Origin of the sequence: Psychrobacillus sp. L4 (assembly GCF_042944905.1) — a bacterium.
In the GTDB taxonomy this organism is placed as follows: domain Bacteria; phylum Bacillota; class Bacilli; order Bacillales_A; family Planococcaceae; genus Psychrobacillus.
Genome location: NZ_CP168496.1, coordinates 1,664,132 through 1,689,727 on the forward strand (window position 1 = coordinate 1,664,132; position 25,596 = coordinate 1,689,727).

The 25,596-nt window shown below is 34.4% G+C and carries 27 protein-coding genes and 1 pseudogene; 13 read left to right on the forward strand and 15 right to left on the reverse strand.

The window, feature by feature from the left end; translation table 11 throughout:
* The first annotated feature begins 2 nt into the window (after positions 1 to 2).
* Positions 3 to 821, forward strand: coding sequence for a sulfurtransferase (locus tag ACEPXG_RS07795; RefSeq protein ID WP_391209067.1), 819 nt, complete (start codon positions 3 to 5; stop codon positions 819 to 821).
* A 52-nt stretch (positions 822 to 873) separates the two neighbouring features.
* Here the strand turns inward: ACEPXG_RS07795 and ACEPXG_RS07800 are convergent, their stop codons facing one another.
* On the reverse strand, positions 874 to 1,242 hold the full coding sequence (locus ACEPXG_RS07800) for a hypothetical protein (RefSeq protein ID WP_391209069.1): 369 nt from the start codon (positions 1,240 to 1,242) through the stop codon (positions 874 to 876).
* Between the two features lie 236 nt (positions 1,243 to 1,478).
* Here ACEPXG_RS07800 and rlmN point away from each other — a divergent pair, with 236 nt between their 5' ends.
* From rlmN to ACEPXG_RS07820, 4 genes are all read left to right on the forward strand, one after another.
* On the forward strand, positions 1,479 to 2,546 hold the full coding sequence (gene rlmN, locus ACEPXG_RS07805; RefSeq protein WP_151699691.1) for a 23S rRNA (adenine(2503)-C(2))-methyltransferase RlmN: 1,068 nt from the start codon (positions 1,479 to 1,481) through the stop codon (positions 2,544 to 2,546).
* Between the two features lie 293 nt (positions 2,547 to 2,839).
* The gene (locus ACEPXG_RS07810; RefSeq protein ID WP_391209072.1) at positions 2,840 to 3,850 is read left to right on the forward strand and encodes an ABC transporter substrate binding protein; all 1,011 of its coding nucleotides are present in this window, start codon (positions 2,840 to 2,842) and stop codon (positions 3,848 to 3,850) included.
* An 18-nt stretch (positions 3,851 to 3,868) separates the two neighbouring features.
* Positions 3,869 to 4,903, forward strand: a complete 1,035-nt coding sequence (locus ACEPXG_RS07815; protein ID WP_391209074.1) for an ABC transporter permease — start codon at positions 3,869 to 3,871, stop codon at positions 4,901 to 4,903.
* Entirely contained in the window at positions 4,896 to 5,693 is a 798-nt protein-coding gene (locus tag ACEPXG_RS07820; protein WP_391209076.1) for an ABC transporter ATP-binding protein, read from the forward strand. Before ACEPXG_RS07815 ends, ACEPXG_RS07820 begins: the two co-directional genes overlap by 8 nt.
* 110 nt (positions 5,694 to 5,803) lie before the next feature.
* Here ACEPXG_RS07820 and ACEPXG_RS07825 read toward each other — a convergent pair whose 3' ends face one another.
* Both ACEPXG_RS07825 and ilvA read right to left on the reverse strand, forming a co-directional pair.
* Complete coding sequence (locus tag ACEPXG_RS07825; protein ID WP_391209079.1) at positions 5,804 to 7,282, reverse strand: catalase; 1,479 nt, start codon at positions 7,280 to 7,282, stop codon at positions 5,804 to 5,806.
* A 176-nt stretch (positions 7,283 to 7,458) separates the two neighbouring features.
* A complete protein-coding gene (gene ilvA / locus ACEPXG_RS07830) occupies positions 7,459 to 8,721 on the reverse strand; it encodes a threonine ammonia-lyase IlvA (RefSeq protein ID WP_391209834.1) in 1,263 nt (420 codons plus the stop codon).
* Positions 8,722 to 9,049: 328 nt separating this feature from the next.
* Here ilvA and ACEPXG_RS07835 point away from each other — a divergent pair, with 328 nt between their 5' ends.
* The 4 genes from ACEPXG_RS07835 (at position 9,050) to ACEPXG_RS07850 (ending at position 11,658) form a co-directional block, all read left to right on the forward strand.
* The gene (locus tag ACEPXG_RS07835) at positions 9,050 to 9,598 is read left to right on the forward strand and encodes an NADPH-dependent FMN reductase (protein ID WP_391209081.1); all 549 of its coding nucleotides are present in this window, start codon (positions 9,050 to 9,052) and stop codon (positions 9,596 to 9,598) included.
* Between the two features lie 197 nt (positions 9,599 to 9,795).
* Positions 9,796 to 10,395 (forward strand): imidazole glycerol phosphate synthase subunit HisH, encoded by a 600-nt coding sequence (gene hisH / locus ACEPXG_RS07840; RefSeq protein WP_391209083.1) that lies wholly within the window; start codon positions 9,796 to 9,798, stop codon positions 10,393 to 10,395.
* A 13-nt stretch (positions 10,396 to 10,408) separates the two neighbouring features.
* Complete coding sequence (gene hisF, locus ACEPXG_RS07845) at positions 10,409 to 11,182, forward strand: imidazole glycerol phosphate synthase subunit HisF (RefSeq protein WP_391209086.1); 774 nt, start codon at positions 10,409 to 10,411, stop codon at positions 11,180 to 11,182.
* 236 nt (positions 11,183 to 11,418) lie between these two features.
* Positions 11,419 to 11,658 (forward strand): hypothetical protein, encoded by a 240-nt coding sequence (locus tag ACEPXG_RS07850; RefSeq protein ID WP_391209088.1) that lies wholly within the window; start codon positions 11,419 to 11,421, stop codon positions 11,656 to 11,658.
* Between the two features lie 236 nt (positions 11,659 to 11,894).
* On the opposite strand, the gene ACEPXG_RS07855 is transcribed toward ACEPXG_RS07850, so the two are convergent.
* The 9 genes and pseudogenes from ACEPXG_RS07855 to ACEPXG_RS07895 form a co-directional block, all read right to left on the reverse strand.
* The gene (locus ACEPXG_RS07855; RefSeq protein WP_391209835.1) at positions 11,895 to 11,975 is read right to left on the reverse strand and encodes a YjcZ family sporulation protein; all 81 of its coding nucleotides are present in this window, start codon (positions 11,973 to 11,975) and stop codon (positions 11,895 to 11,897) included.
* Positions 11,976 to 12,211: 236 nt separating this feature from the next.
* Positions 12,212 to 12,450: pseudogene (locus ACEPXG_RS07860) on the reverse strand (diadenylate cyclase); the annotation flags it as partial.
* Between the two features lie 529 nt (positions 12,451 to 12,979).
* Positions 12,980 to 13,126: a YjcZ family sporulation protein gene (locus ACEPXG_RS07865; RefSeq protein WP_391209091.1), complete on the reverse strand. Its 147-nt coding sequence runs from the start codon at positions 13,124 to 13,126 to the stop codon at positions 12,980 to 12,982.
* 525 nt (positions 13,127 to 13,651) lie between these two features.
* Positions 13,652 to 14,278, reverse strand: a complete 627-nt coding sequence (cdaS, locus tag ACEPXG_RS07870; protein WP_391209093.1) for a sporulation-specific diadenylate cyclase CdaS — start codon at positions 14,276 to 14,278, stop codon at positions 13,652 to 13,654.
* A 576-nt stretch (positions 14,279 to 14,854) separates the two neighbouring features.
* Positions 14,855 to 15,520, reverse strand: coding sequence for an HAD family hydrolase (locus ACEPXG_RS07875; RefSeq protein ID WP_391209095.1), 666 nt, complete (start codon positions 15,518 to 15,520; stop codon positions 14,855 to 14,857).
* A 97-nt stretch (positions 15,521 to 15,617) separates the two neighbouring features.
* On the reverse strand, positions 15,618 to 16,259 hold the full coding sequence (locus ACEPXG_RS07880; protein WP_391209096.1) for a spore coat protein: 642 nt from the start codon (positions 16,257 to 16,259) through the stop codon (positions 15,618 to 15,620).
* 238 nt (positions 16,260 to 16,497) lie between these two features.
* Positions 16,498 to 17,082 carry a branched-chain amino acid aminotransferase gene (locus ACEPXG_RS07885; RefSeq protein WP_391209098.1) on the reverse strand — a complete coding sequence of 195 codons (585 nt, stop codon included), beginning with the start codon at positions 17,080 to 17,082 and terminating at the stop codon, positions 16,498 to 16,500.
* A complete protein-coding gene (locus ACEPXG_RS07890; RefSeq protein ID WP_391209100.1) occupies positions 17,079 to 17,645 on the reverse strand; it encodes an SLOG family protein in 567 nt (188 codons plus the stop codon). Before ACEPXG_RS07890 ends, ACEPXG_RS07885 begins: the two co-directional genes overlap by 4 nt.
* Before the next feature lie 116 nt (positions 17,646 to 17,761).
* Positions 17,762 to 18,925 (reverse strand): pyridoxal phosphate-dependent aminotransferase, encoded by a 1,164-nt coding sequence (locus ACEPXG_RS07895; protein ID WP_391209102.1) that lies wholly within the window; start codon positions 18,923 to 18,925, stop codon positions 17,762 to 17,764.
* Between the two features lie 85 nt (positions 18,926 to 19,010).
* On the opposite strand from ACEPXG_RS07895, the gene ACEPXG_RS07900 reads away from it, so the two are divergent.
* From ACEPXG_RS07900 to ACEPXG_RS07910, 3 genes are all read left to right on the forward strand, one after another.
* Positions 19,011 to 19,790, forward strand: a complete 780-nt coding sequence (locus ACEPXG_RS07900; RefSeq protein ID WP_391209104.1) for a carbon-nitrogen family hydrolase — start codon at positions 19,011 to 19,013, stop codon at positions 19,788 to 19,790.
* Between the two features lie 26 nt (positions 19,791 to 19,816).
* The gene (locus ACEPXG_RS07905; RefSeq protein WP_391209107.1) at positions 19,817 to 20,299 is read left to right on the forward strand and encodes a PaaI family thioesterase; all 483 of its coding nucleotides are present in this window, start codon (positions 19,817 to 19,819) and stop codon (positions 20,297 to 20,299) included.
* 95 nt (positions 20,300 to 20,394) lie between these two features.
* Entirely contained in the window at positions 20,395 to 20,973 is a 579-nt protein-coding gene (locus ACEPXG_RS07910) for a YitT family protein (protein ID WP_391209109.1), read from the forward strand.
* A gap of 100 nt (positions 20,974 to 21,073) precedes the next feature.
* On the opposite strand, the gene ACEPXG_RS07915 is transcribed toward ACEPXG_RS07910, so the two are convergent.
* The 3 genes from ACEPXG_RS07915 to ACEPXG_RS07925 all read right to left on the reverse strand — a co-directional run bounded on the left by ACEPXG_RS07915 (position 21,074) and on the right by ACEPXG_RS07925 (position 23,642).
* Entirely contained in the window at positions 21,074 to 22,336 is a 1,263-nt protein-coding gene (locus ACEPXG_RS07915) for an MFS transporter (RefSeq protein WP_391209112.1), read from the reverse strand.
* A 155-nt stretch (positions 22,337 to 22,491) separates the two neighbouring features.
* Positions 22,492 to 22,764 carry a hypothetical protein gene (locus tag ACEPXG_RS07920; RefSeq protein WP_391209114.1) on the reverse strand — a complete coding sequence of 91 codons (273 nt, stop codon included), beginning with the start codon at positions 22,762 to 22,764 and terminating at the stop codon, positions 22,492 to 22,494.
* Positions 22,761 to 23,642, reverse strand: a complete 882-nt coding sequence (locus ACEPXG_RS07925) for a TetR/AcrR family transcriptional regulator (protein ID WP_391209116.1) — start codon at positions 23,640 to 23,642, stop codon at positions 22,761 to 22,763. Before ACEPXG_RS07925 ends, ACEPXG_RS07920 begins: the two co-directional genes overlap by 4 nt.
* 183 nt (positions 23,643 to 23,825) lie before the next feature.
* Here ACEPXG_RS07925 and ACEPXG_RS07930 point away from each other — a divergent pair, with 183 nt between their 5' ends.
* Complete coding sequence (locus ACEPXG_RS07930) at positions 23,826 to 25,295, forward strand: DHA2 family efflux MFS transporter permease subunit (RefSeq protein ID WP_391209119.1); 1,470 nt, start codon at positions 23,826 to 23,828, stop codon at positions 25,293 to 25,295.
* The last annotated feature ends 301 nt before the right edge of the window (positions 25,296 to 25,596 follow it).

The following is a 25,596-nucleotide window of genomic DNA, read 5'->3' on the forward strand; positions in this document are numbered from 1 at the left end:
GGGTGAGTAACGTTTTTATAGATTTAAAAGATTTAGTTGGAAAAGATGTCCGGTATATTGACGCTCGCTTTGATCTTGTAAATCGTGATGCAGGTCGAGATATGTATCAAATGGGGCACATAAAAGGGGCTATTTATTGGGACTTGGAAAAGGACTTGTCCGACATGGAAAGCAAGTTTGGTCGTCATCCTATGATTTCAAAAGAGAAGATGACGAAGCTTGTTAAGCAAGCAGGACTATTATTGGATGATTCGATTGTCATTTACGATCAAGGTGGTTCGCCATTTGCATTACGTGCATATTTTTTATTGGAATGGGCCGGTTTTTCGGACATTCATGTTCTTCGTGAAGGGTTTGAAGAAGCGAAAAAAATTCTTCCTGTTTCCGACTTGGATTTGAATTATCCGCTTTCGAACGTCTCACCGATTTGGAAGGATGAACTATATGTTGATATTGAAACGGTTAAGAAAATTGTTGCAGGTGAAGTAGATGCTCAATTAATAGATGCTCGTTCAGCTATCAGGTATCGTGGTGAAATGGAGCCAATTGACGTTGTAGCAGGGCATATTCCTACAGCTCTAAATTTTGATTGGGAGCAGCTTAAACAGGATGGTAAATTTATGAAGCAAGAAGCATTAATAGAAAAACTAACTGATTTAACGGATAATACAAAACCAGTTATTGCGTATTGTGGTAGTGGAGTTACTGCTGCACCTCTGTATGCAAGCTTAAAAGAAGCTGGTTATGAAAATGTTCAATTGTATGTGGGTAGTTATAGTGATTGGATTAGAGAAAATGGGATAGAAACTTCTTTAATGTAGTAGCAGCATGAATTTAATCCGAAGAAAAGGAAATCCTAGTGAGTTCCTTTTCTTATCGATCAAAGAAAAATTTTTTATTTATATAAGCACCATCTTTGTTGGCGATTATTTCTGCATAAGGAACACCAAAAACAGTGTATGCAATAACTACGGACGAAATGAGTTCCCCATCTTCCTCCTCTAATGATTCAATTTCGTAAGAAACAATTAGAAGTTGATCTATAGAGTTACTAAACGTATCAGTAGTCATTTTAATTACCTGCATAGCCATGTCCCTACTATTATTGTTTTCGTAATCCAGTAGATTTGTTTCTAAGAAGCTTGAAGGCAAAAAAGCCGAAATACCAATAATTAATATAGCTAATTTAAAGAAAGCACGCCTTTTTTTTTGAGAAATAATTTTCTTGCTCGTCTTATTCATACTATACATCTCCAATTCGATATCAAAACTATTATATTATTAAAAGTAGTTGAATGTATTAGTATATTATTCAATGCCTAACAAAATTAATCCACAATCGTTCTTAAAATAATTCGCATAGTTATTCAAAAACTAAATAATATCTTTTTACCTTCATTTCCGATATAATTAATTGTCGTATGTAAACATTTATAGTATAATAGGCAAATTGTATACGAATGAAATGAGGAATATGAATGAAAAAATCGATATATGGTCTCACTAAAGATCAGTTAATAGAGTGGTTACTAGAACGCGGTCAGAAGAAATTCCGAGCGGAACAAGTTTGGGATTGGTTATATATTAAAAGAGTACAGAGCTTTGAAGAAATGAATAATGTGAACAAGGACTGTCTTCAAATATTAGAGGATAATTTTGTCATTCAAACATTAAAACAGTCTGTCAAACAGGAATCGGCTGATGGAACGATTAAATTTTTATTTGAAATGTCAGATGGGAATCTAATTGAAACTGTGTTGATGCGATTCAATTATGGTTTATCTGTTTGCGTTACAACACAAGTTGGCTGTAATATAGGTTGCAGTTTTTGTGCGAGTGGTTTGCTGAAGAAAAACCGTGATCTGGATTCAGGGGAAATCGTTGGTCAAATTATGAAAGTACAAGAACATTTAGATCAGCTTGGTAAGAGCGAACGCGTTAGTCATATAGTTGTTATGGGTATCGGAGAACCATTCGATAACTACACGAATTTAATGAGTTTCTTACGTGTCGTAAACGATCAAAAAGGGCTTGCAATTGGAGCTAGACATATTACGGTTTCTACAAGCGGTCTTGCAAAAAAAATTATTGACTTTGCTAACGAAAACATTCAAGTGAATCTTGCGGTATCATTGCATGCTCCTAACGATGAACTTCGTACACGTATTATGGTGATTAATAAAGCTTTTCCGATCGAAAAAGTAATGGCTGCGGTAGATTATTATTTAGAAAAAACAAACCGACGAATTACGTTTGAATATATATTACTTAGAGACGTGAATGACCATGTGGAAGAAGCGCACCAACTAGCTAAACTGCTTGAAAACAAACGTCATTTGTCCTATGTAAACTTGATTCCTTATAACCCGGTAGATGAGCACGGTCAATATCAACGAAGCTCAGAAGAATCCATCAGCGCATTCTTCCAAACACTGAAAAACAAAGGGATTAACTGCGGAGTTCGCATGGAACAAGGGACAGATATAGACGCTGCATGTGGACAACTTCGAAGTAAACAAATTAAAAAAGAAAAAACAACAGTATAAGAAGAGAACATTAATAAAATATTAAAATCAGTGGAACTTGCGAAAAAAAGTAACCCATGATAAAGAAGCACAGAGCATCCGAAATTGTTTCTTCGGATGCTTTTTTGTGTGTAGAATTGTATTAATTGTTCAAACAAACATGAAAGTTCGAACTTTCGTGTTTGTTTTGGTGCCAGGCACCTGAAATATAATGTTATTGACTATCTTTCGAATGCAGTGTAACATATCTTTAAAGTTGACACTTTAGCGAGTTGAATCGTTGGTGTAAAAAATACTGGGGGGTATGGAGGAATATGAGAAAAAGTATAAAAATATTGATGTTTATGGTAATTGGTGCAGTTCTTTTATTGGCTGCCTGCGGAGGAAAAGAAAATTCAAGTTCGCCTACTGAAACAAATCAAGGAGCAAGTTCAAGTGGAGAAACAAAGAAATTCAAAATAGGAGTTACACAAATTGTGGAACACCCGTCTTTGAATGCGGCATACGATGGATTTAGAAAAGCATTGGAAGATGCTGGAATTGATGCAGAATACAAAGTGGAAAATGCTCAAAACGATAATAGTGCAAATACGACCATTGCAAATAATCTAGTAAGCTCTGGAGTAGATTTAATATTTGCTAACTCAACACCAAGTGCTCAAGCAGTTGCGAGCGTAACAAAAGATATTCCAATTGTATTTACATCTGTTACAGATGCAGTTAGTGCTGAACTCGTTCAATCCATGGAAAAACCGGGTGGAAATGTAACGGGAACTGTGGATACACAACCAGATGCAATACCAAGTACGATAAAATTTTTAAAAGAAGAATTAGGTGCAAAAAATGTTGGGATGGTATTTAATGCCGGAGAACAAAATTCTCGTGCACAAGTGGATGCGGTTAAAAAGCAAATGAACGCTGTAGGGTTAAATGTAGTGGAAGCTTCTGTTTCTACTTCCGCTGAAGTAAAGCAAGCAACTGAATCTTTAATTGGAAAAGTAGATTCATTGTATATTATTACGGATAACACGGTTGTATCAGCTCTTGAATCAGTTGTGTCTGTTGCTAATGATCATAAGCTACCAATGATGGTAGGTGAATTTGACTCTGTAAAACGGGGTGGATTAGGCGCTTACGGATTTGAATATTTTGATATCGGCTACGAAGCAGGACAAATGGCAGTTAAAATTTTAAAAGGGGAGAGTACAGCAGCGGAGTTACCTGTCCAATATCCTCAAAATTTAAGATTTGTCATCAATAAAGAAACCGCTGATATACTGGGTCTAAAAGTAAAAGATGAATGGAAAGCGGAATTTGCAAAATAGATAGGAGATTGATTCTTTATGTTTTCAGCTATTTTTGGCTCTGTTGAGCAAGGAATCATCTATGCAATCATGGCACTCGGAGTGTATCTTACATTCCGAGTGCTAGATTTTCCGGACTTAACGGTAGATGGAAGTTTCGTTACGGGTGCTGGAACGGCAGCTACGATGATTGTATTAGGATATCATCCGTTGCTCGCTACGTTGGCTGCAATTGTGGTTGGGTTTGTAGCAGGATGCATGACGGGCTTATTACATACAAAAGGTAAAATAAATCCTTTACTTTCAGGAATACTAATGATGATTGCTTTATATTCTATTAATCTTCGAATAATGGGTTTAACAGTGGAAAACTCAATTGGTCGGCCTAATATTCCCCTATTAAACTCGGAAACATTGTTTAGTTTGTTTTATGGCTGGTGGGGCAATTTAGGAATTGATGACTCTATAAATAACTTTCTGAAAAGTATTGGTGTTCAGTACGTTCCTGGAACTTGGGGAACGATTGTAGTAGTTGCAATTGTAGTTTTGGTTATAAAATTTATTGTAGATTGGTTTTTGAAAACCGAAATTGGTCTTGCAATTCGTGCAACTGGTGACAATAAAAAAATGATACGAAGTTTTTCTGCAAATACTGATAATCTAGTTATTATTGGTTTAGGTATTTCCAATGCACTTGTTGCTCTCTCCGGCGCATTAATTGCACAATATGCAAAGTTCGCAGATATTGGAATGGGAATCGGAATGATTGTGATTGGATTAGCATCGGTTATTATTGGTGAAGCCATCTTTGGAACGAAAACAATTGTTCGAACTACATTAGCTGTTATCTCCGGTGCGATTATTTACCGTATTGTGTTAGCTCTAGCTCTAAGAGTAGATTTATTAGATACAGGGGATATGAAATTAATTACAGCTATAATTGTTATTGCTGCATTAATTTTGCCTCAATACTTTGATAAGCGCCGAGAGAAAAGAAGAAAAGCAAAGCGTCATTCGGAGCAAGCGATTAAGAATACTCAAGTCTTGAAGCAGGAGGGGAATGATCTTGCTTAAACTTCAATCGATCAATAAAATCTTTAATGAAGCAACTGCAGATGAGAAAATTGCCTTAGATCAAATTAATCTAGAACTAAAAGTTGGAGATTTTGTCACAGTCATCGGCAGTAATGGAGCAGGGAAATCTACAATGATGAATATGATTTCAGGAGCAATCTCACCTGACTTTGGAAAAATAGTAATAGATCGTAAAGATGTTTCGAAACTACCAGAATATAAGCGATCTCAGTTTATTGGACGTGTCTTCCAAGATCCTATGGCAGGTACTGCACCTTCAATGACTATAGAAGAGAATCTTGCGCTTGCTTATTCGAGAAATAAAAAGCGTGGTTTAAAGATTGGAGTGGATAAAAAGAGACGAGAGTTCTTCGTCCAATCTTTGGAAACATTGCATTTGAACTTAGAAAGTCGATTAAATGCTAAAGTGGGTATGTTATCTGGAGGGGAAAGACAAGCACTGTCACTATTAATGGCGACATTTACGAAACCTTCTATATTACTTTTGGATGAACATACTGCAGCGCTTGATCCTTCTCGAGCAGCGTTAATTACAAAGTTAACGAAACAATTAGTGGAAAAAGATCAACTCACTACCATTATGGTCACGCATAATATGCAACAAGCTCTGGATTTAGGAAATCGACTGATCATGATGGATAAAGGCCAAATTATTTTAGAAGTGGATGAAGAAGAAAAAAAATCACTTACGATTGAAAAACTCATGGATGAGTTCCAACGAATTCGTGGTGAAAAGTTGACAAGTGATCGAGCTCTTTTATCTGTATAAAATGTAAGGAATCGCTCCGAAAAGTCATTTATTGACTGATGGAGCGGTTCTTTTTTGATTCGATGAAAAAGAAGCTATCCTTATCAAAGGATAGCTTGAAGTAAGCACTATTAAGCCATTGCGGCTTCCACATTGCCCCAAGGAATTTCCATGGCGACCGAAAGACCTTTTCCATAAGCTGGTTCTGCTTTGTAACAATGAATGATGTGACGAACTTTAATATGTTCTTCTACGCCATCCATATTACGAGCGGTGTTTTCAAATAATATTTGTTGTTGCTCACTACTCATTAGATTGAACAGTTTACCTGGTTGTTCGTAGTAGTTATCATCGTCTTCACGGAAGTCCCAAATGGATGCTGCACCATTAATCGCCAGAGCAGGCTCTTTGAATTCAGGTTGCGCTTTCCATTGACCGTAGCTATTTGGTTCATAGTGAAGTGTTCCACCTAAGTTACCATCTGTACGCATTGCTCCATCTCTATGGAAGGAATGTACAGGGCATTTTGGTTGGTTAACCGGAATTTGGTGATGGTTTACACCCAGACGGTAACGTTGTGCATCACCATATGAGAATAAACGACCTTGTAACATTTTGTCAGGAGAGAAGCTAATTCCTGGTACTACATTAGCTGGAGTAAAGGCTGCTTGCTCTACTTCTGCAAAATAGTTTTCAGGGTTGCGATTTAGTTCCCATTCGCCAACTTCGATTAATGGGAAATCTTTTTTATACCAAACTTTTGTTAAATCAAAAGGATTATATGGCATATTATTTGCTTGTTCTTCTGTCATCACTTGAATATACATTTTCCATTTAGGGAAATCACCTTGATCGATACTATCTAAAAGATCACGCTGATGACTTTCACGGTCTTTACCGACAAGTACTTCTGCTTCTTGATCTGTTAAGTTTTTAATAGGCTGCTGTGAGCGCATGTGGAATTTAACCCAAACACGTTCGTTATTTGCATTTATCATACTAAATGTATGGCTTCCGAAACCATGCATATTACGGTACGTTTCAGGAATTCCACGATCACTCATCACGATTGTCACTTGGTGAAGGGCTTCAGGTAATGATGTCCAAAAATCCCAGTTGTTATTTGCGCTGCGCATATTGGTACGTGGGTCACGTTTAACAGCATGATTTAAATCGGGAAAGTTAAGTGGATCACGGAAGAAGAATACTGGTGTATTATTCCCAACTAAATCCCAATTTCCTTGTTCTGTGTAAAATCGCATAGAAAATCCACGAATATCTCGTTCTGCATCAGCAGCACCACGCTCACCAGCTACTGTGGAGAAACGCACGAACATTTCGGTTTCTTTTCCAATTTCAGAGAAAATACTTGCTTTAGTGTATTGGGTAATATCATTAGTAACAGTAAATTTACCGTAAGCTGCAGAACCTTTCGCATGCATACGACGTTCCGGGATTACTTCTCTATCAAAGTGCGCTAATTTTTCTAATAACCAAATGTCTTGTAATAATAGCGGTCCTCTTGGACCAGCAGACATTGAGTTTTGGTTGTCCACTACTGGTGCACCGGCTGCAGTTGTCAATTTGTTGTTGTTTTGATTCTCTGTCATTCACGATTTCCCCCTAGATTAGAATATTTATAATACAAGAATGATTATATCAAAAGAATGATTTTTTTACTAGGAATGAACAATAATATATTTTCGACAATTGCGTCAAAATATGTAGAAAAAAATACAAACACTTGTGAAAGTATTGATGTCACAAGTGTTTGTATGAAATATAATTAAATTAAAAGTTCGAAAAGAGTACTATCTTTGTTTACTTCTTTGTAAGAAAAACCATTCTCAGTCATTCGAGAAATAAGTGCCATATAATCATTACTATGTTTCAATTCAATTCCTACTAGTGCAGGACCACTTTCTTTATTATTTTTCTTGGTATACTCAAATGTCGTAATATCATCGCTTGGACCTAATACTTTATCTAGAAATTCTCGTAACGCCCCAGCTCTTTGAGGGAAGTTTACGATGAAGTAGTAAAGGAGACCTTCATGCATTAAAGATTTTTCTTTAATTTCTTGCATTCTACCAATATCGTTATTTCCACCACTAATAACACATACTACTGATTTTCCTTTTATCTGACTTTCATAAAAATCAAGCGCTGCAATTGAAAGTGCCCCTGCTGGTTCTGCAATAATTGCGTGCTTATTGTACAAATCCAAAATAGTTGAACAAACTTTTCCTTCAGGAACGAGCACAATATCATCTACATATTTCTGGCAAACTTCATAGGTAAGACTACCTGCGCATTTTACTGCTGCCCCATCCACAAACTTATCAATAGTTTCCAAAACAATTGGTCCATTATTTTCTAAAGCTGCTTTCATACTAGCAGCACCCGCTGGTTCTACACCAATAATTTTTGTTTGAGGGGAGAGACTTTTTATATAAGTAGAAATCCCAGATATTAATCCACCGCCCCCAATACTTCCAAATACAAAATCAATAGGTTCTTCCATATCATTCATAATTTCAACGGCAACTGTTCCTTGTCCTGCAATGATATCCCGATCATCAAAAGGATGGATGAACATTCGATCTTCTGCTTCTGCATAAGCTATCGCGCTTTGTGCAGAATCATCAAAAGTATCTCCAGAGAGTATAATTTCAACAAATTCACGACCAAACATTCTCACTTGGTCAATTTTTTGTTTTGGTGTAGTGAGAGGCATAAATATTTTGGCTGTTATTCTTAAATGAGCGCAAGCATATGCAACGCCTTGTGCGTGATTACCAGCACTAGCACATACTACCCCTTTCTTACGGGCCACATTCTCAATTGTCTTTATTTTGTAGTATGCTCCTCGTAATTTAAAAGAGCGAACATGTTGTAAATCTTCTCTTTTAATATAAACTGTGCAATTGTATTTTTCAGATAAATATTCGTTTTTTTGTAATGGTGTGTGTACCACTACATCTTTTAAAAACTGATGTGCAATTAGCACATTTTCTACTTGAATTGATTTCATATCTGCTACTTGCATCATAAAGTTACAAACCTCCAATATATTAAATATTTATACATTTTAACACACTACAGCGGTAAATCGCTACATCTATTTTGAGAATTCGAAATTATGTAACAAATAATAAATTTTGACTTGTTACAAAGTTGTTACTGGTGCCAGGCACCAGTAACACTTCTGTAACAATAGAGATGCGTTTAATAAGGCAAGATTGCTTGTTAAATTTTTCTGAGCATTGTATAAGCATAATTTTTAGACTTAGTGGTATACTACCAAATGTGATATTTTGTTAAAATTTATTAGCATTTTATTAATCAAATGGAATTGGAAAGAGGAGAAATTACATATGGCAATTAAAGTAGCTGCAATAATTGGAAGCAACAGAAAAGAATCTTATAACTTAAAGCTTGTAAAATACATGAAAGATCGTTATGCGGAGCAATTAGATATCGAAATCGTATCTATTAATGACGTAGAAATGTTTAGTGCAGATATTGAAGAAAATCCTCCAAAAGGTGCTATGAATTTTAAAATAAAGGTTCGCAATGCAGATGCAGTTTTATTTGCTGTACCAGAATACAACTTCTCTATTCCTGGTGCTTTGAAAAATGCGATTGACTGGATGTCTCGTAGTGGTCATGATATGAAAGACAAACCAACCTTTATAGTAGGTTCTTCAATGGGAGTATTAGGAAGTGTTCGTGCACAATTGCATTTGAGAGAAATCATTTCCAATCCAACATTACAACCAAAATTACTTCCTAATAACGAAGTATACATTGGAGCTATTCACACTAAAATGAATGAACAAAACGAACTGACAGATGAAGGAACAATTGGTTTTCTTGATTCAGTAGTAAATAATTTCGTTGAATTTTATAATAAAGTTAAATAATTTATTGCTTTTAAACAAACAAACATGAAAAACGTGAAATTCACGATTTTCATGTTTGTTTTAATTTTCACGAAATTCATAATTGTTTTGGTGCCAGGCACCTGTAATAATTCACTCTGCTAGCGCGCTAAATTTTTTGTTTTATTTAGCGAGAATTGATGGCATAATAAATATATACTAAAAGTGGAGGCAAGAGCATGATTGGCATTATAGATTATGGCGCAGGGAATTTACATAGTGTGTTGAAAGCGATAGCTCGTTTAGGTTATGAAACCAAACTAATAACCAAAGCAACTGATCATGATGAGTCCATTACCAAGCTAATATTACCTGGTGTAGGTAATGCAAAAGTTGCGATGGATGTGTTAAATGAATCCGGTTTAAGCGATTATTTAAGAAAAGAGGTTGCAAAAGGAAAGTCTCTATTAGGTATTTGTTTAGGGATGCAGCTACTTTTGGAATCAAGTGAAGAAGGAAATGTGGAATGTTTAGGTTTTCTAAAAGGAACGGTTCCGGAGTTTAAAGAGGAGGCAGAAAAAATTCCACATATGGGTTGGAATCAAGTAAAAAATGTTCAAAATAATGTTTTATTCCACAACATTCCTGATAACACAGATTTCTATTTTGTTCATTCTTATTTTGCAAAGCCAATGGAAGAAAAAAACATTCTTGGAGTAACAAATTATGGCTTAGATTTTGCAAGTGCCATAGGCAATGAACAAGTCATGGGCGTGCAGTTTCATCCAGAAAAAAGCGGGAAATATGGCATTCAATTATTAGACAATTACTGTAAATGAGGTGTTATCACATATGCTTAGAAAAAGAATAGTTCCAGCAATAGATGTGTTGAATGACAAAGCGGTCAAATATGTACAATTCAGAAACCCAACGATTATTGGGGATCCTGCTGAGCTTGGGAAAAAGTATACTGAGGATGGGGCAGACGAATTAATATATTTAGATACAACAGCTTCACTAAAAAATCAAGATCTTAAAATTGAATGGATTCGTAAAGTAGCAGAACAAGTTTACATTCCATTTTCTGTGATTGGTGGAGTGCGAACAGTAGATGATTTTAAAAACTTGCTTCGTGCTGGAGCGGATAAAGTAGGAGTAAACTCTGCAGCAGTACAACGACCTGAATTACTTAGAGAAGCTGCAGAAATTTATGGCAAGCAATGTGTCGTTTTAGGATTAGATGCTATGCCAATTTATAATGAAGATAAGGAAATTATTCGTTGGGAAGTATATACACATTCCGGTCATGAAAAAACTGGAATGGACGTTGTTGAATGGGCGCAACAAGCAACAGAACTTGGAGCGGGCGAAATTATTTGTACAAGCATCCTTAAAGACGGAATGAAAAATGGTTATGACGTGGAGCTAATAAAATTACTTTCAGAAAAAACAAATGTTCCAATTATCGCTTCTGGTGGAGCGGGGAAACTGGAGCATATCGAGGAAGTATTTATAGATGGAAAAGCAGATGCCGCACTTGTTGCATCGATGATTCATTATGGTGAATTTACAATTGCTGAGATCAAATCCTATTTACAGGACAAAAATATTAATGTTCGTCTCTAATAATAGAAAAGATAAAAGGAATCACTATTTGCTGCGATTCCTTTTTAAATAGTACTACTTTGTGAAAATATAAATTTTCTAAATACGAACCTCTTTGTGTGACTAGTAATTTTTCTGAATTTAATGAAACGGGCGTTTTTTTTGCTGAAACTTCTATGAAAACAAATACAGTTTATTTAGTTATTTTACGAGAATGTGGTAATTAGGAAAAAGCACTGGAGCATCACGAGCATAGCATGCTAGAAACTATTTTGGATTTAGAGTCTATACGTGAGGCGTTTGGTATTGAAAAATGGGTATTTGCAGAGCATTCGACTGGTGGTATATTAGGAATCATTTTTGGTATCATTTTTTCTGGTAGTTTAAAATATCAAGTCATTGTTGGGGCGGCAACTATAGAATATAAGACATTCTCCGATGACTTTATATACAATTCTAATCATCCTCAATTTAATAGGATGCAAGAGCTTATCTAACGCTTAAAGCGTTTGGATAAAGCAATCAATATCTATTTTTAGAGAAGCTTGAATTGTTTAGTCTTGAATTAAATTCTTCTTTGAAAAATCAGATTTGATCTAACATATAGTTCTATCTAGTAGTTTGAGACCCTAATACAAATCACTAAATGAAAATGTACTAAACAAAGGGCAGATTTCTTGAACCTGCCCTTTATTTTTATTTGTAGTACTTCACCATAAAGTGGGAATTGAGATTAGTAAGTTGTCATAAAAGAAGTGCCTACGATGATAAGGAGAATAAACAATACAACAATCAACGCAAAGCTTGAGCCCATTCCGTTATGACCACCGCCATAGTTACTACCATTTTCATTACTCATATATTTTCACCACCTATATAGAGATTAAGGGTTAAAAGAGTACACCCTTAAAGTTATGTTATGTTATAAATGAGAATGGAATTGTACTAATGTGCTATAATTGTGAAATTGTTTGCGAATTTAATAGAATAGATTGAAGTGTTCTGAATTTATATGATCCTTTAACAAAGACAGATTCCTTTTTAATTAAGTTAAACTAATAAATAGCTTGTCGTAATAATAGGATGTAGCTCCCCGTCCGTAGCAAAAGAGACTCTTCCTGTTTCTTCAGAAACAACTAGTACAAGAGCATCGCTTTTATCTGATAAACCTATTGCAGCACGATTACATGTACCTAGTTTTTCACACTTATAACGAAGTCTGACAGAGGGAGAATATTTGCTACAGAAAGTATCTGGTTATTGCGCATTAAAACAGCACCACCATGCAAATAGGTACAATTGAGTCAAAACGTGGTAAAATCCACTAGTGTTGCATAAAATACAAATATATTTATACAATCAATATTTTTCTAGTAATGTTGATTATAAAATTTAAAAAAGAGAACAAATTCTTGAAATAAGTTCCCTTTTTTTACTATTTAGTTTGTTGTTGCTTTTTCTTTTTTTTATTTTAACAAATGAGTTGCAGTAAAGAAGAAACGCAAAATTATTCCTCCAAAGTAACGATCACGTCATATAAATATGCCTCTTTCATGAAACAACTCCATCTATCCTTCCAATGTGTCTTCTACTCAGATTATCTCTCACCATAACCCGACGCTCCATAATTTTCATGATAAATTATTCCAGGTTTATTCCACACATATAAATCAGTAAACACTCATTGAAAAATAACCAATATTGAATTGAAGAACAATCATTTTAAGATTTGCCTTACGTCGTATCCTATTCCTACAAGGAAAATAAACTTCCAGTATTTGGATAAAAGTATTTAGGAAGAATATGCTCCTATGCTACTTAACCATTCCACATTGATGCTCCTACGATGATAAGGAGAATAAACAATACAACAATCAAAACAAAGCTTGATCCATTGCCACTATAACCAGGGTTATAGTTTCCGCCACAGTTCCCGCCATATGCACCATAATTTCCATAGCCCATATATTTTCACCTCCTATTTTGATATTTAGGATTATTAGATTACATCCTTAATATTAAGTTATGTCAAAAATATGAATGGACTTGGACTAACGTGAAAATAATTAGTAATTATTTTTTTATTTTTATTGGAAGTGATAAAAATGTTATGAATTTTAGTTGGAAGGGTAGAAGCATGCTTCAAAAGGGCAATCTAACTTTTGATAAAATAAATATTTTCTAATTCTGGAATACAACTAAAAGAGGAAATGAGGTAACCCAACTAAATTGGAGAGGGGAAAATATTGTCTGTAGATTAATGGTAAAAGTCCTTTTCTAATAGAATTAATAGAAAACTGCTTGATTTAGTTGTTTATTCCAACGGTAGGCGCAAGTTTATCTAGTAAATTTTACAAACAAATCGGAAGTATTGATATGCTTTGATAGAAAAAACCTGTGGAGAGAAAATCCCTACAGGTTTCTTGATAAGTTCGAAATAATAATTATATGAAAACCTGGAACTTAACACTGCTTCCATTTATCTTGAAGTTAAACTAATAAAGAACTGCTAGTAATAATGGGGTGGAGCTCGCCACCCATTGCAAAAGAAACTCGTCCTGTCTCTTCAGAAACAACTATGATAAGTGCATCACTTTTTTCTGATAAACCAATTGCAGCACGATGACGAGTACCAAGTTTTTTTTCACCTACAACTATGTCCGACAAAGGGAGAACATTTGCTGCAGAAAATATTTGATTACTACGTACTAATACAGCACCATCATGAAGAGGGTTTCCGGGATAGAAGATGGATTCTAATAATGAATGAGTTAACTTTGCACCTATTAGAGTACCAGGGCGAATGAAAGAATCCAGTTGGTTCTCACGTTCTATCACAATTAAAGCACCATGTCTTTGATTAGAAAGATGTTGAATAGAAGTAGAAATATCTAAATACTTATCTGTAAACGGAGACAAATAACAATTTAAATAAAAAGATGCTGCCATTGCTTCTGCCTTTTCAAATGATTCTTTGATAATAGCAAGTTTCCCTAAAAGACAAAAGTTATCATCTTCTAATGTTTTTAAGCCTGTATTAACTTCAATCGAAATATTTTCGAGCCCTGTTTTTAATTTTTCTTTTAGTGGTGAAAAATCGCAATTATTCTTTTCCATACAAATATACCTCATTCCAATTGATTGAATTACGGTTTAAATTGGATCCAGAGAAATCGTTCTGTTTGGAATATAGCTTACCCTAAACCCAATGATTAATTCCAATTGTATTCTCAAGATAAATGTTGGTGAAGAACCAATCCAAATGAAATAAGATATAAAAATATCCAGATTAATATTATTGATTATTATTGAATGGTCGTTTCTATTTCTTAATGCTGTATTTAAACTACAAATAAGTTAAAGAAAAGAGGAGATTTTTTTGACGAACTGAGAGTTTGATTAATATAGTCATGTAATGAGAGATATCTAAGTTTCAGTCTTTTAACGGAATATATATTCTTATGCACTTTAAGAGAACGAAATAAAATTATTGAAATGGAATTTACCCAGATGATAGGCAAATAGGAATTGACCGATCAATATATGAATTGTTGGAACAGAGAGTATATCCTAAAAAAATGAGATTGTATTTAATATATTATTACATGGTAGAGCAACTTTCTGCTTATTTATGTGATATTGATAATATTTATTAAATAAACTCCAGCTTGAAAATGTACCAGTGCTTAATTATCAAATAATCTCCCAACCATTGTCCATTGCGGTTTTTCGAAGTTTATTTTCTGGTTTTACTGCCACTGGATTTCCGACTAGTTCCAGTACAGGTAAGTCTGAATAGCTATCGCCATATGCATAACTATTTTCCCAGTCAATTTGTTGACCTTTTAAAGCTTTTAGTATATTTATAGTTTTTTGAGGACCATTTACATGGGTGATTCGTGTTTGCGTATCCAATCTATTTTCTTTATAAGGTATATTTGTACCAATAATTTGGTCAAAAGTCATCCCAGCTGTTACACAATGCAGAAACTGGGTGTAAGCACCTGATACGAGTAATATATGTATGTTCTCTGATTGATGCTTTTCTAGTCTGGTAACAACTTCTGGATTAAAATCTTTTTGCATCCTATCTTTTAGTTCACCAAAATACCTATCCATTTCGGATATACTTACTCCCTCAAAAGCTTTTAAATACAACTGCATGGAAAAATCTTTCATTTTAGAAGTAGGATAAAGCTTCAATTTATTCGCAATATAAGGTGGAACGATTGCTCTATAAAACTTTTTATATTTTGAATGGTAAATGGGATGTTCTTTCAAATGATTCATAAGCAGCTTGAATGTTTCTTCTGCATACAATGTGCCGTCAAAATCAAAAATTGCTACACGCATGTCCATCACCTTTTCTTCCTTAATAAGATCTTAATTTAAATTATACGTTAATTTATAGAAGAAACAATAAAAAATCGTCCCTATTGAAAAGGGACGAGAAAGTTTATTGCACTTTATTCATTGTTTGTCCTTGAACAGGAGCGAAAGAATTGAGCAATCCTTGCATGGTTTGCTGATCTAGTTGTGGAACTTGGTAATAGTGGTGTTTATTTTGATAAATCGAAAGTTCATAAGCCATTTCAATACAGTTTGGAATGGAATCAGCAAGAACTCTACGAACAACTGGATTTGTCGTTTCTAAAGCAGCAGTTGTTTTAGTCGTTGCAGAAGTTTTTGCTGAACCAAGTAAGTAACCAGAAATCATCTCATCTGTAATTTCATTAGCATTTTGCATTGGCTTTTTAGGTTGTGAGGCTTTTATCCCATAAATAAAGTCGTTACCTGTTTGCATTTTATAGCTGGAAGTGGGGTGAGAAGGGTCTTTTCCTGTTTTGAAAGATTCGACGATAATATTGTATTCATCTACTCCAAATGTATATTGACGATCTAAAATACTTAGTAATTCTTGGTCTTTCACATGAGGGCGAAGGATTGTTTTTAAATTTAATCCAGCTACAACACAAGATAAAGTTTCGTGAATATCAAATAATTCATGTCCACCATGATTCATTTGTTGAGTAACATTTCCAGTTTGCATATTTTGATGCGTTTGACCTTGAGCTTGACCAAATGGGTTCTGAGTCATTCCAGTTTTTCCTCCTTATAAAAAATGTGATGAAACATCCTCGTTAGTTTGGCAAATTTAAGTGAAGTTATGCATTAATATTTCTGGCACTTACAAATAAGACAAATATGTTACAAGTGCCAGGCACCAAAACAAACTAAACAAACAAAACAAACAAAACAAACGAAATAATTTAAACAATCGTGAAAATAAAAACAATCATGAATGTTTTATTATTCATGATTGTTTCAATATAATATTAATTTTCAGTTGACTCGACTAGCGAGAAGAGGAAGGAGAACAAGTGATTCAAAGTTTCTTCCAGCGTAAAGTCTTCGCTAAAGTCTTTCAAGTAATTTAAAGGAAGATTAACTTCCCATAATCCGTCTTCTCCTGAAAACATTAAGCTATAGTTCATGATTTCAGTTTGAAAGTGTTCTTTTAGATACTCGTGTAAAGATGGTCCGAATTTCTTTTGAAGTGCTAAGCCAAACATTGCCGTATAAACTTCAAATACTTCATCAAATTCTAATGCTATAGCATCTACATTAATGACATCGAAGCTTTCAGATTCCAAATACAAGTACTCATTTTGTTTTTCTTTAAAGTAAGCTATTGGAGATTTCAAGAATTCTGCTGTATCTTTAGAAACAAGCTCATCTGTTTCTTTATTGAATCGTTCGATATTTGCCTTTGAAAATTGGTTTATTTTATCTATCAAAACGATACTTTGTCCATCTGCAAGTAAAGAGTTTTTATCAGCATATTGTTTTTCTTCTACTAATAATTCCACGTCATGCCCACTTGCTTCTTCGATCTTTTTCATTATTTTTTTTGTTATCATAAATAATTATTCCTCTCTTCTTCCGCGATTTCCTCTGCCATTAGTTGAAGGTCATATGCATCGATTATAAAAATAGAGTAATTTTCTTTTTCGGCATATTGTTCTGCGAGTTTTTTCGTGTACTTCGGAGAACCATCATTTTCTTCGTCATAGACGATAAGAATGCCATCTGAATTTCGGAGAAAAAACTTGTTTTTTTCAATAAATTGCCAAGGAGCCTCGTAAATTTTTTTCGTGAGACTTGTTTGATAATCAGCTTGAAGTAGTAAAGCTCGATACTTTTCTTGTTTCAGCTCATTCCAATTTTTCTCTTGTTCTAAAAATGGAGTAATAATCGCATATTTTAAATTAGGATATTCTTCTTTCATTTCCAAAACAAGCTCCGCCGTCCATGTTTCGATCCCTTGTTGTCCACTTAATATAATCCATTCTAATCCTTCAGTGATCAATGCAAGTAATTGATTTTTAATTGCTTTTTTAATGATGGGTATACCAGGATGAGAATCATTAAATATACCTAACTCATGTGCTTTATAACCAGTTACTACTAATCGTTTTACCATTTATTATACCTACTTTATTTAACAACTACTGTTTATCATAACACTTTTTCGTCATCATATATACTTGGAAAAGACCGAATGCAATCTCATTCGGTCTAAGAGAACTTCTACTCTAATTAAAATAACTGCAGTTTTTCTATTCGATTGATCGCTTCAACCAAACGATCCTCATCTACTAATAAACCAACACGAACATATCCTTCGCCGTATGTACCAAAACCATTTCCAGCGGCAACTGCAACATCTGCTTTCTCCAGTAGTAAATCTGCGAACTCTTCACTTGTGTATCCTTTTGCGACAGGAAGCCATGTAAAAAACGAGCCTTGAGGAGCTTTCACATCCCATCCGATTTTGGAACAAGCTTCCACTAATGCGTTTCTTCTTCCTTCATACAACCCTACCAATTCTTCTACACATTGCTGGCTTTCGTTTAGGGCTGCAGTAGCTGCAGATTGAATAGGAGGGAATAGACTTACAAATAAATGATCTTGAATGATATTGATTGCTTCTATCATTTTAGGATTACCTACAGCAAAACCAACGCGCCATCCGGCCATATTATATGTTTTGGAAAGCGTATACATTTCTATGCCGATATCTTTTGCACCTTCAGTTTCTAAAAAGCTAACCGGTTTTTTTTCTTCAAACCCGATTCCTCCATAAGCAAAATCATGAACAATAGCAATGTCAGATTCCTTTGCAAGGGCAACTGTTTCTTCAAAAAATTCATTTGTAGCAGTGGCCCCTGTTGGATTATTAGGATAATTTAAATACATCAATTTAGCATCCATTTTTTGTTCTGTTGTTAAATTGTTGTAATCTGGTAAATAATCATTTCCTTCTAATAATGGCATTGTCTCGAAACGAACATTTGCTAGTGCTACACCTGATAAATAATCCGGATATCCTGGATCTGGAAGTAACATTAAATCGTTTTCATTCATCATCGCGAGTGGTAATTCCACGAGTCCAATTTTCGTTCCAAACATAATCGCTACTTCTGTATCTGGGTCAATTTTTACATCATATTCTCTTTTATAAAAGTCTGCAGCTGCCTGCTTCAATTCGCTAATTCCTCGGAAAGGGGAGTACTTATGTGACTGCGGATTTAAAGCGGCATCTTGTAATGCTTTTACGATATGTTCTGGCGTCGGTTGATCTGGATTCCCTTGACCTAGATTAATCACATCTCTTCCTTCCGCGACAGCACCAGATACCTTTTGAACCAGTGTCGCAAAAAACTGAGTAGGTAAACTTTTTAATCGATTTGAAAATTCCATGTACAATACCTCATTTTCATAATAGTTGCATAGATTAGACAAATCTTATAATCTTTTTAGTAATATGTCTATAGGGGGTGGAGAAATGAAAGTTGCATGTGTTCAATTGGATATTGCATTTGGTAACCCAAAAGAAAATTTTCAAAACGTAGAGGAAAAGGTGAGACAGGCAGCATCTTTTGGTGCAAAAATTGTCGTATTACCTGAAATGTGGAATACAGGGTACGATTTAACAAGACTCGAGGAAATAGCCGATGTGGAAGGACAAGTCACAAAAAAGCTTTTTACCGAGTTATCCAAGGAACTAAGTATTTATATTATTGGAGGATCAGTTTCTACTAAAAAAGGAAACAAGTTTTATAATACAATGTATGTAACGAATGATTACGGGGACATAATTGCTGAATATAACAAAGCGCACTTATTCAAATTAATGGATGAACATCTCTATTTGGAAGAAGGAAACGAAAAGAACTTATTTACGGTAGATGGCACGGAAATGAGTGGAATCATTTGTTATGATTTACGTTTTCCTGAATGGACTAGAGTTCATGCATTAAATGGTGCCAAGGTCATGTTTATTCCAGCTCAATGGCCAGCTAAACGAATTGATCATTGGAAAATTCTACTTCAAGCACGAGCGATCGAAAATCAAATTTTTATTGTCGCAGTCAACCGAGTGGGCAGTGATCCGAACAATTTCTTTAATGGGAATTCGATGGTTATCGCACCTTGGGGAGAAATTTTATGGACAGGTGGAAATGAAGAAGCAGTTCAAATTTTAGATATTAATTTAACAGAAGTAGAGGAAGTACGAAATAGAATTCCTGTATTTCTTGATAGAAGAGAAGTATTATATAATTAATCCAACAAACAAGGGGGATATGCTTGATGGAAGAAAATATTCGAGCAATTCAAGATGAATATCCAGATGATTTTGCATGGTGTTACGGTTGTGGAAGATTGAACGAAGAGGGTTATCATTTTCGGACCTACTGGAATGGAGAACGAACGGAAACAGTTTACGAACCGAGAGAAGAACATATTGCTATTCCCGGATTTGTATATGGTGGACTGATAGGTGCACTAATTGATTGCCATGGGACAGGTTCAGCTTCTCTTGCTCTACACCGTAAAAATGGATATGAGCCAGGTAGTGGAGAGAGTCCACCTCGTTTTGTAACTGGTTCACTACATGTTGATTTCTTAAAACCGACTCCTCAAAAAGTGTCCTTAAAAGCCATAGGAACAGTTGAAGAAATTCATCCGAAGAAATGGAAAGTGACAACAGAAGTTTTTGCAGGGGATACCCTTTGTGCAAAAGGAGAAGTTATAGCTGTAGTGATGCCTGCGACATTTGCACAACTAAAATAATTACATGGATTCTAATTTGTAAAACACAGGGTCAATTTTCCTGTGTTTTTTTCTTCCTCTTAACATATATATGAATAAGCAGGAAGGTGGGAAGCATGTATTTTAAAAAGTCTCTTATTATATTATTAGCAAGTATTTTAGTTGCAATTGGCATAAATTTCTTTTTAGTTCCTTTTCATCTATTAGATGGTGGGGGGATTGGATTAGGATTAATCATACATTATTTATTGGATGTAAAAGTGGGACTTGCAATTATATGTATAAGCGCACCAATTTTTCTTGTTGCTTGGACAAATTATCGTTCCTTTTTTTATAATGGGATTCATGGCTTACTGATTTCCTCCTTAATTATTGATTTTTTATATCCTTTACATATTCTAGGGGAACAGATAGTGCCAAATGGGATAATAGGAGCTATATGCGGGGGTGTTTTAGTAGGTTTTGGAATAGGCTTAATGCTTCAATTGGATACTACTATATGTGGAACGGATTTGTTAGCACAAATGATCTCAGATTTGTTGAAAGTGAATCCAGGCTTATGTATTTTTTTTATGGATATTTTTGTCGTAATTGTGGGGAGTATTATTGTTGATACAGTTTCATTATTCAATTCTTGTATTACTGTATTCACTGTTGGTATTACGACATCCTTGATGGTGAGAAAGCGTTATTAAGATAATGAGGATAGTTATACATATAAAAGAGAGTAGCAGAGATTCTCTACTACTCTCTTTTACTATTTCTCTTTTAGAAAATGGTTGATGCAGAACGTATTTATTCGACAACTGCACTTGGTGTTGGTTCGGGAACTCGAGATAATAGTATAATACCAATAACAAATAAAATAATTAAGCTAAAAACACCATAATTAGATTTTCCAGTTAATTGAGTCGTGATCGCAACAAGTAAAGGACCCATAATGGAAGCAAATTTGCCAAAGATATTATAAAATCCAAAAAACTCGTTCGAATTTTTTTTTGGTATTAGTTTAGCGAAATATGATCTGCTTAAAGCTTGGATTCCGCCTTGAGATGTTGCGACTAACATGGCTAAAATCCAAAAGTCTATAACCGTTTTTAAGAAGAATGCATAAGAACAAACAATAATGTAAATAAATATTCCGACATAAAGCATTTTCTTTTCTGAAAATCTCCCTGCAAGTTTACCGAAAATGATAGCGAAAGGAGCAGCTACTACTTGAGTTACAAAAAGGATGATTAACAGGCTATTTGTATCTAGTCCTAAATCTGTCCCATAAGCTGTAGACATATTAATAATTGTTCCAACTCCATCAATATAAAAAAAGTATGCTAGTAAAAAAAGAAATAATGCTCGATATTTCCGAATTTCTTTAAATGTTTTCCCTAAACGTCTGAAACTTTGAATAATTTGGTTTCCTTCTCGTTCGATAAAGTGTATTTGATAAACATTTTTTAACATTGGAATTGAAAACACAACCCACCAAATTGCAGTAATTATAAAAGAAATTCGACTTGCAGTTATACTTGAAATAGGGATTACTTCATTACTAGCTAACATAATAATAATAATACTAATTAAAAATGGTATAGTGCTACCGATATACCCTAAACTGTATCCTCTTGAAGATACTTCGTGCATTCGTTTATCTGTTGTAACGTCTACGATAAATCCATCATAAAATACATTTGAACCCGTTGCTCCTAGTGCTGCAATTGTGTAACAGATTAACAAAAGCAACCAATTATCGAATGGTATGATAGCAAGTAATGCGGTAAATAAAATTCCTAGTAATGTGAAAAAATTGAAAAATTTCTTCTTCATTCCACGATAATCTGCAATAGATCCTAAAATTGGTCCAAGCATAGCTAAAATGAATGTAAAGATAGCAATTGTATAGCCTAAGTAGGCTGTGGAATTAGCAGCACTGACACCTGCTGCAGTTGCAGATGACTTATAAAATATAGGGAAAACAGCTGTTGTAATTATGATGGAGTATGCAGAAGATCCCCAATCGTACATTGCCCAACTATTCTCTTGTTTCGTAAACTTGCTCATCTCATTTTATTCCCCCTTGTTATCTCATATTGTACATGATTGCATAACATTCCGGTGAAATTTTCTTAAAATTTACTTAGTATTAATAATTATATTGTTGATATGTTGAATACGGATTTTTTCCACTAAAAAAACCATCTTTAAATAGATGGTTTTTAAAATTTTACTGCAGCTTTTGATACTTCAAATGCTAAATCTTCATTTCCGAATAACTGGAGTACATGAATAACTGTTTCAGTGTCCACTTGTAAATTATCTTTTTCCGTTTCTTTCATAATATTTAAAAGTATCCCATTTTCATGTTGGTGGGGATATGCATTCTTATATAATGTAGCTGCATTAATGTCATGATTAGCACACCAGTGCGCAAATAAGCGAATCATAATATTTTCATCTTCTTCATATTGTTGAATTATTTTATCCTTCAACTTTTCTCAACTCCCAATGAATCGATTAGTTCCCAGAGATTGTTTAGGATTGAATTAGTCTTTTTTTCAAATGTCGATCCAGTGAAGGCTTCTGAAAGGGAAGGGATAATTCTTTCTAAAAGAAAAGTTCTTGGTTTTTCTTTTTGTAACTCTTCTAGAATGAATTCAATCGCTTGCTGCTCATTATTCTTTAGATTATTTTTATGCTCTAAGTAAAATGTTTCTAATTCATCTATTACTTGTTGTTTAGTAATAAGTGTATCTTCCGTTTGAATTTCAAAATAGGATTGTTTAAGTAGGGAATCATTGGTTGTCGCCATTTCGTAAATGATAGATTCAATTCGTCTCAAGACAAATTTAATTAATTGTTCAAAGGAAATATCGTCTAATTTTATCCATGGGTGCTGTAATTGTTGGATCATTCCTAGTGCAAGGACTGCGCAATCTATTGCCACATCTTTTGTTTGATTCCCGAAGACATCCTCTAATCGTTTCGAAAGCCAATTTATTTCTTCAAAATAATTCTTTTTAATAAGATCCCGAAGTTCAACATCCTGAGAATGAATAATAGATGCAAAAAGAGGGAATAAATTATATTCACGATAAATATTCATTCGAATAGACATTTGTTCAATTAATATATTTACATTCGAAACATTGTGTTGGGTATGTAATTCTCGTCTTTTAATCAATGTTTCTTCTTTAGCATTTTCAATTATTGCGATGATACATTCGTTTTTAGAGGAAAAATAATTATAAAAAGTACCTTTAGAAATTTTTGCTTCTTCGATAATATCGTGTACAGAAGTAGATCTAAAACCTTTTTCTATAAACAGGCGTTGCGCTGCTAATAAAACATTTCTTTTTTTTGTAATCATGTTTTTTTATCACCTTTAGACTTGTAGTATAATTCATATATTAACTGTTATATCAATGTTTATCAATTTTTTATTTGGATAAGGAATTTATATTTGCTTTTTTTGAACTATGAGTATAAAATAGTCAAAGTGTTATAATACAGGGCTAAAATAAAAGCTTAATATAGTAGGAGGAACAAATTAATGAAAGAAATGCAACACAAACCGCCATATGCAATGATTGCAATCCTTTTTGTAGGAGCATTCATTGCGTTTTTGAATAATACGCTACTAAATGTAGCTTTACCGACAATTATGAAAGAATTTGATGTGAAGCCATCCGTTGTTCAATGGCTGACTACAGGATACATGCTAATAAACGGGATACTGATTCCGGCTAGTGCGTTTTTTGTTCAAAAATTCACGAATAGAAAACTATTCATCACAGCAATGGTCTTTTTTACAGCAGGTACAATATTAGCTGCAGTAGCACCAGCATTTGGAGTTTTAATCGCTGCAAGAATGATTCAAGCGGTAGGATCTGCAATGATGATGCCATTATTGATGAATGTTATGTTAACTGCGTTTCCAATTGAACGTCGTGGAGCAGCGATGGGGATGTTCGGACTAGTTATGATTCTAGCGCCAGCCATTGGACCAACATTATCAGGATTTATTTTGGAACATTACCAATGGAGAGCATTATTTGAAATTATTCTGCCATTTGCAGTAATCGTTTTATTAGTAGCTATTTTTAAATTACGAAATATCACACCTAATCGAGATGTAAAGTTAGATATATTTTCACTTATTTTATCAAGTATAGGATTTGGGTCACTTTTATACGGGTTTAGTACAGCAGGGGATAAAGGATGGGATGCTCCGATTGTATACGGAACAATCATACTTGGATTCGTTTCCATCATCCTTTTCGTTTGGAGACAATTAAGATTAGAAGAGCCATTATTGAATGTTAGAATATACAAGCATCCAATGTTTGCTTTGTCTTCAATCATTTCGATCGTTGTATCTGCTGCAATGTTTTCTGGGATGATTTTAACACCACTTTATGTGCAAACAATTCGAGGTATTTCACCATTCCATTCTGGATTATTGATGCTTCCAGGAGCAATTGCTATGGGGATTATGTCACCTATTACAGGAAAACTCTTCGATAAATATGGAGCAAGAGTTTTAGCGATTACTGGTCTATCAATTACTTCAATTGGAACTTATTTGATGAGTCATTTAGGTATGGATTCAAGTTACTATTATATAATGTTCATTTATACTATTCGTATGCTAGGTATGTCCATGGTTATGATGCCAATTATGACAAATGGATTAAATCAGTTACCGATGAAAATGAATCCACATGGTACTGCTACGAATAATACATTACAACAAGTATCAGGCGCAATTGGTACTGCTATTTTCCTAACGATTATGAACTCGAAAATGGAATCGACTGCAAAAGCACTTGCAGCCGATGCAGCGGCAGCTGGCAAAATGCCTACTAGCCCAGAAGGACTTGCACAATTTAAAATCGATATTGGCATGAAGGCTATGTTAGAAGGAATTGAACACACATTCCTCATCGCTACTTTTGTAACAATAGTTGCCTTAGTATTATCTTTATTTGTGAAAAGAGTAAAAGTGGTAAAAGAAAGCTAAACTGTCGCCGGTCTAGCTCAGGCTGTAGACAAACTCGGTAAAAATCCGGTTTGTCTACAGTCTTTTTTCTTTTTTTATAGAAAGTATGCCGTGAACAGGTTGATTTCTGCTGCAGGAGGACGATTAGAGTAGGTGGTACAGAGAAAAATAGATAGCATCCATTGATAAAGAAGCGCTGAGCGGACGAAATTGCATCTTCGTCCGCTTTTAAAAGTAATAGGGAAGTATTTAATTTCTCATTATCCAAACCTTAATTACTCTGTCTCTACATATTTCAAGAGGGCGACGGACAAACATCCGC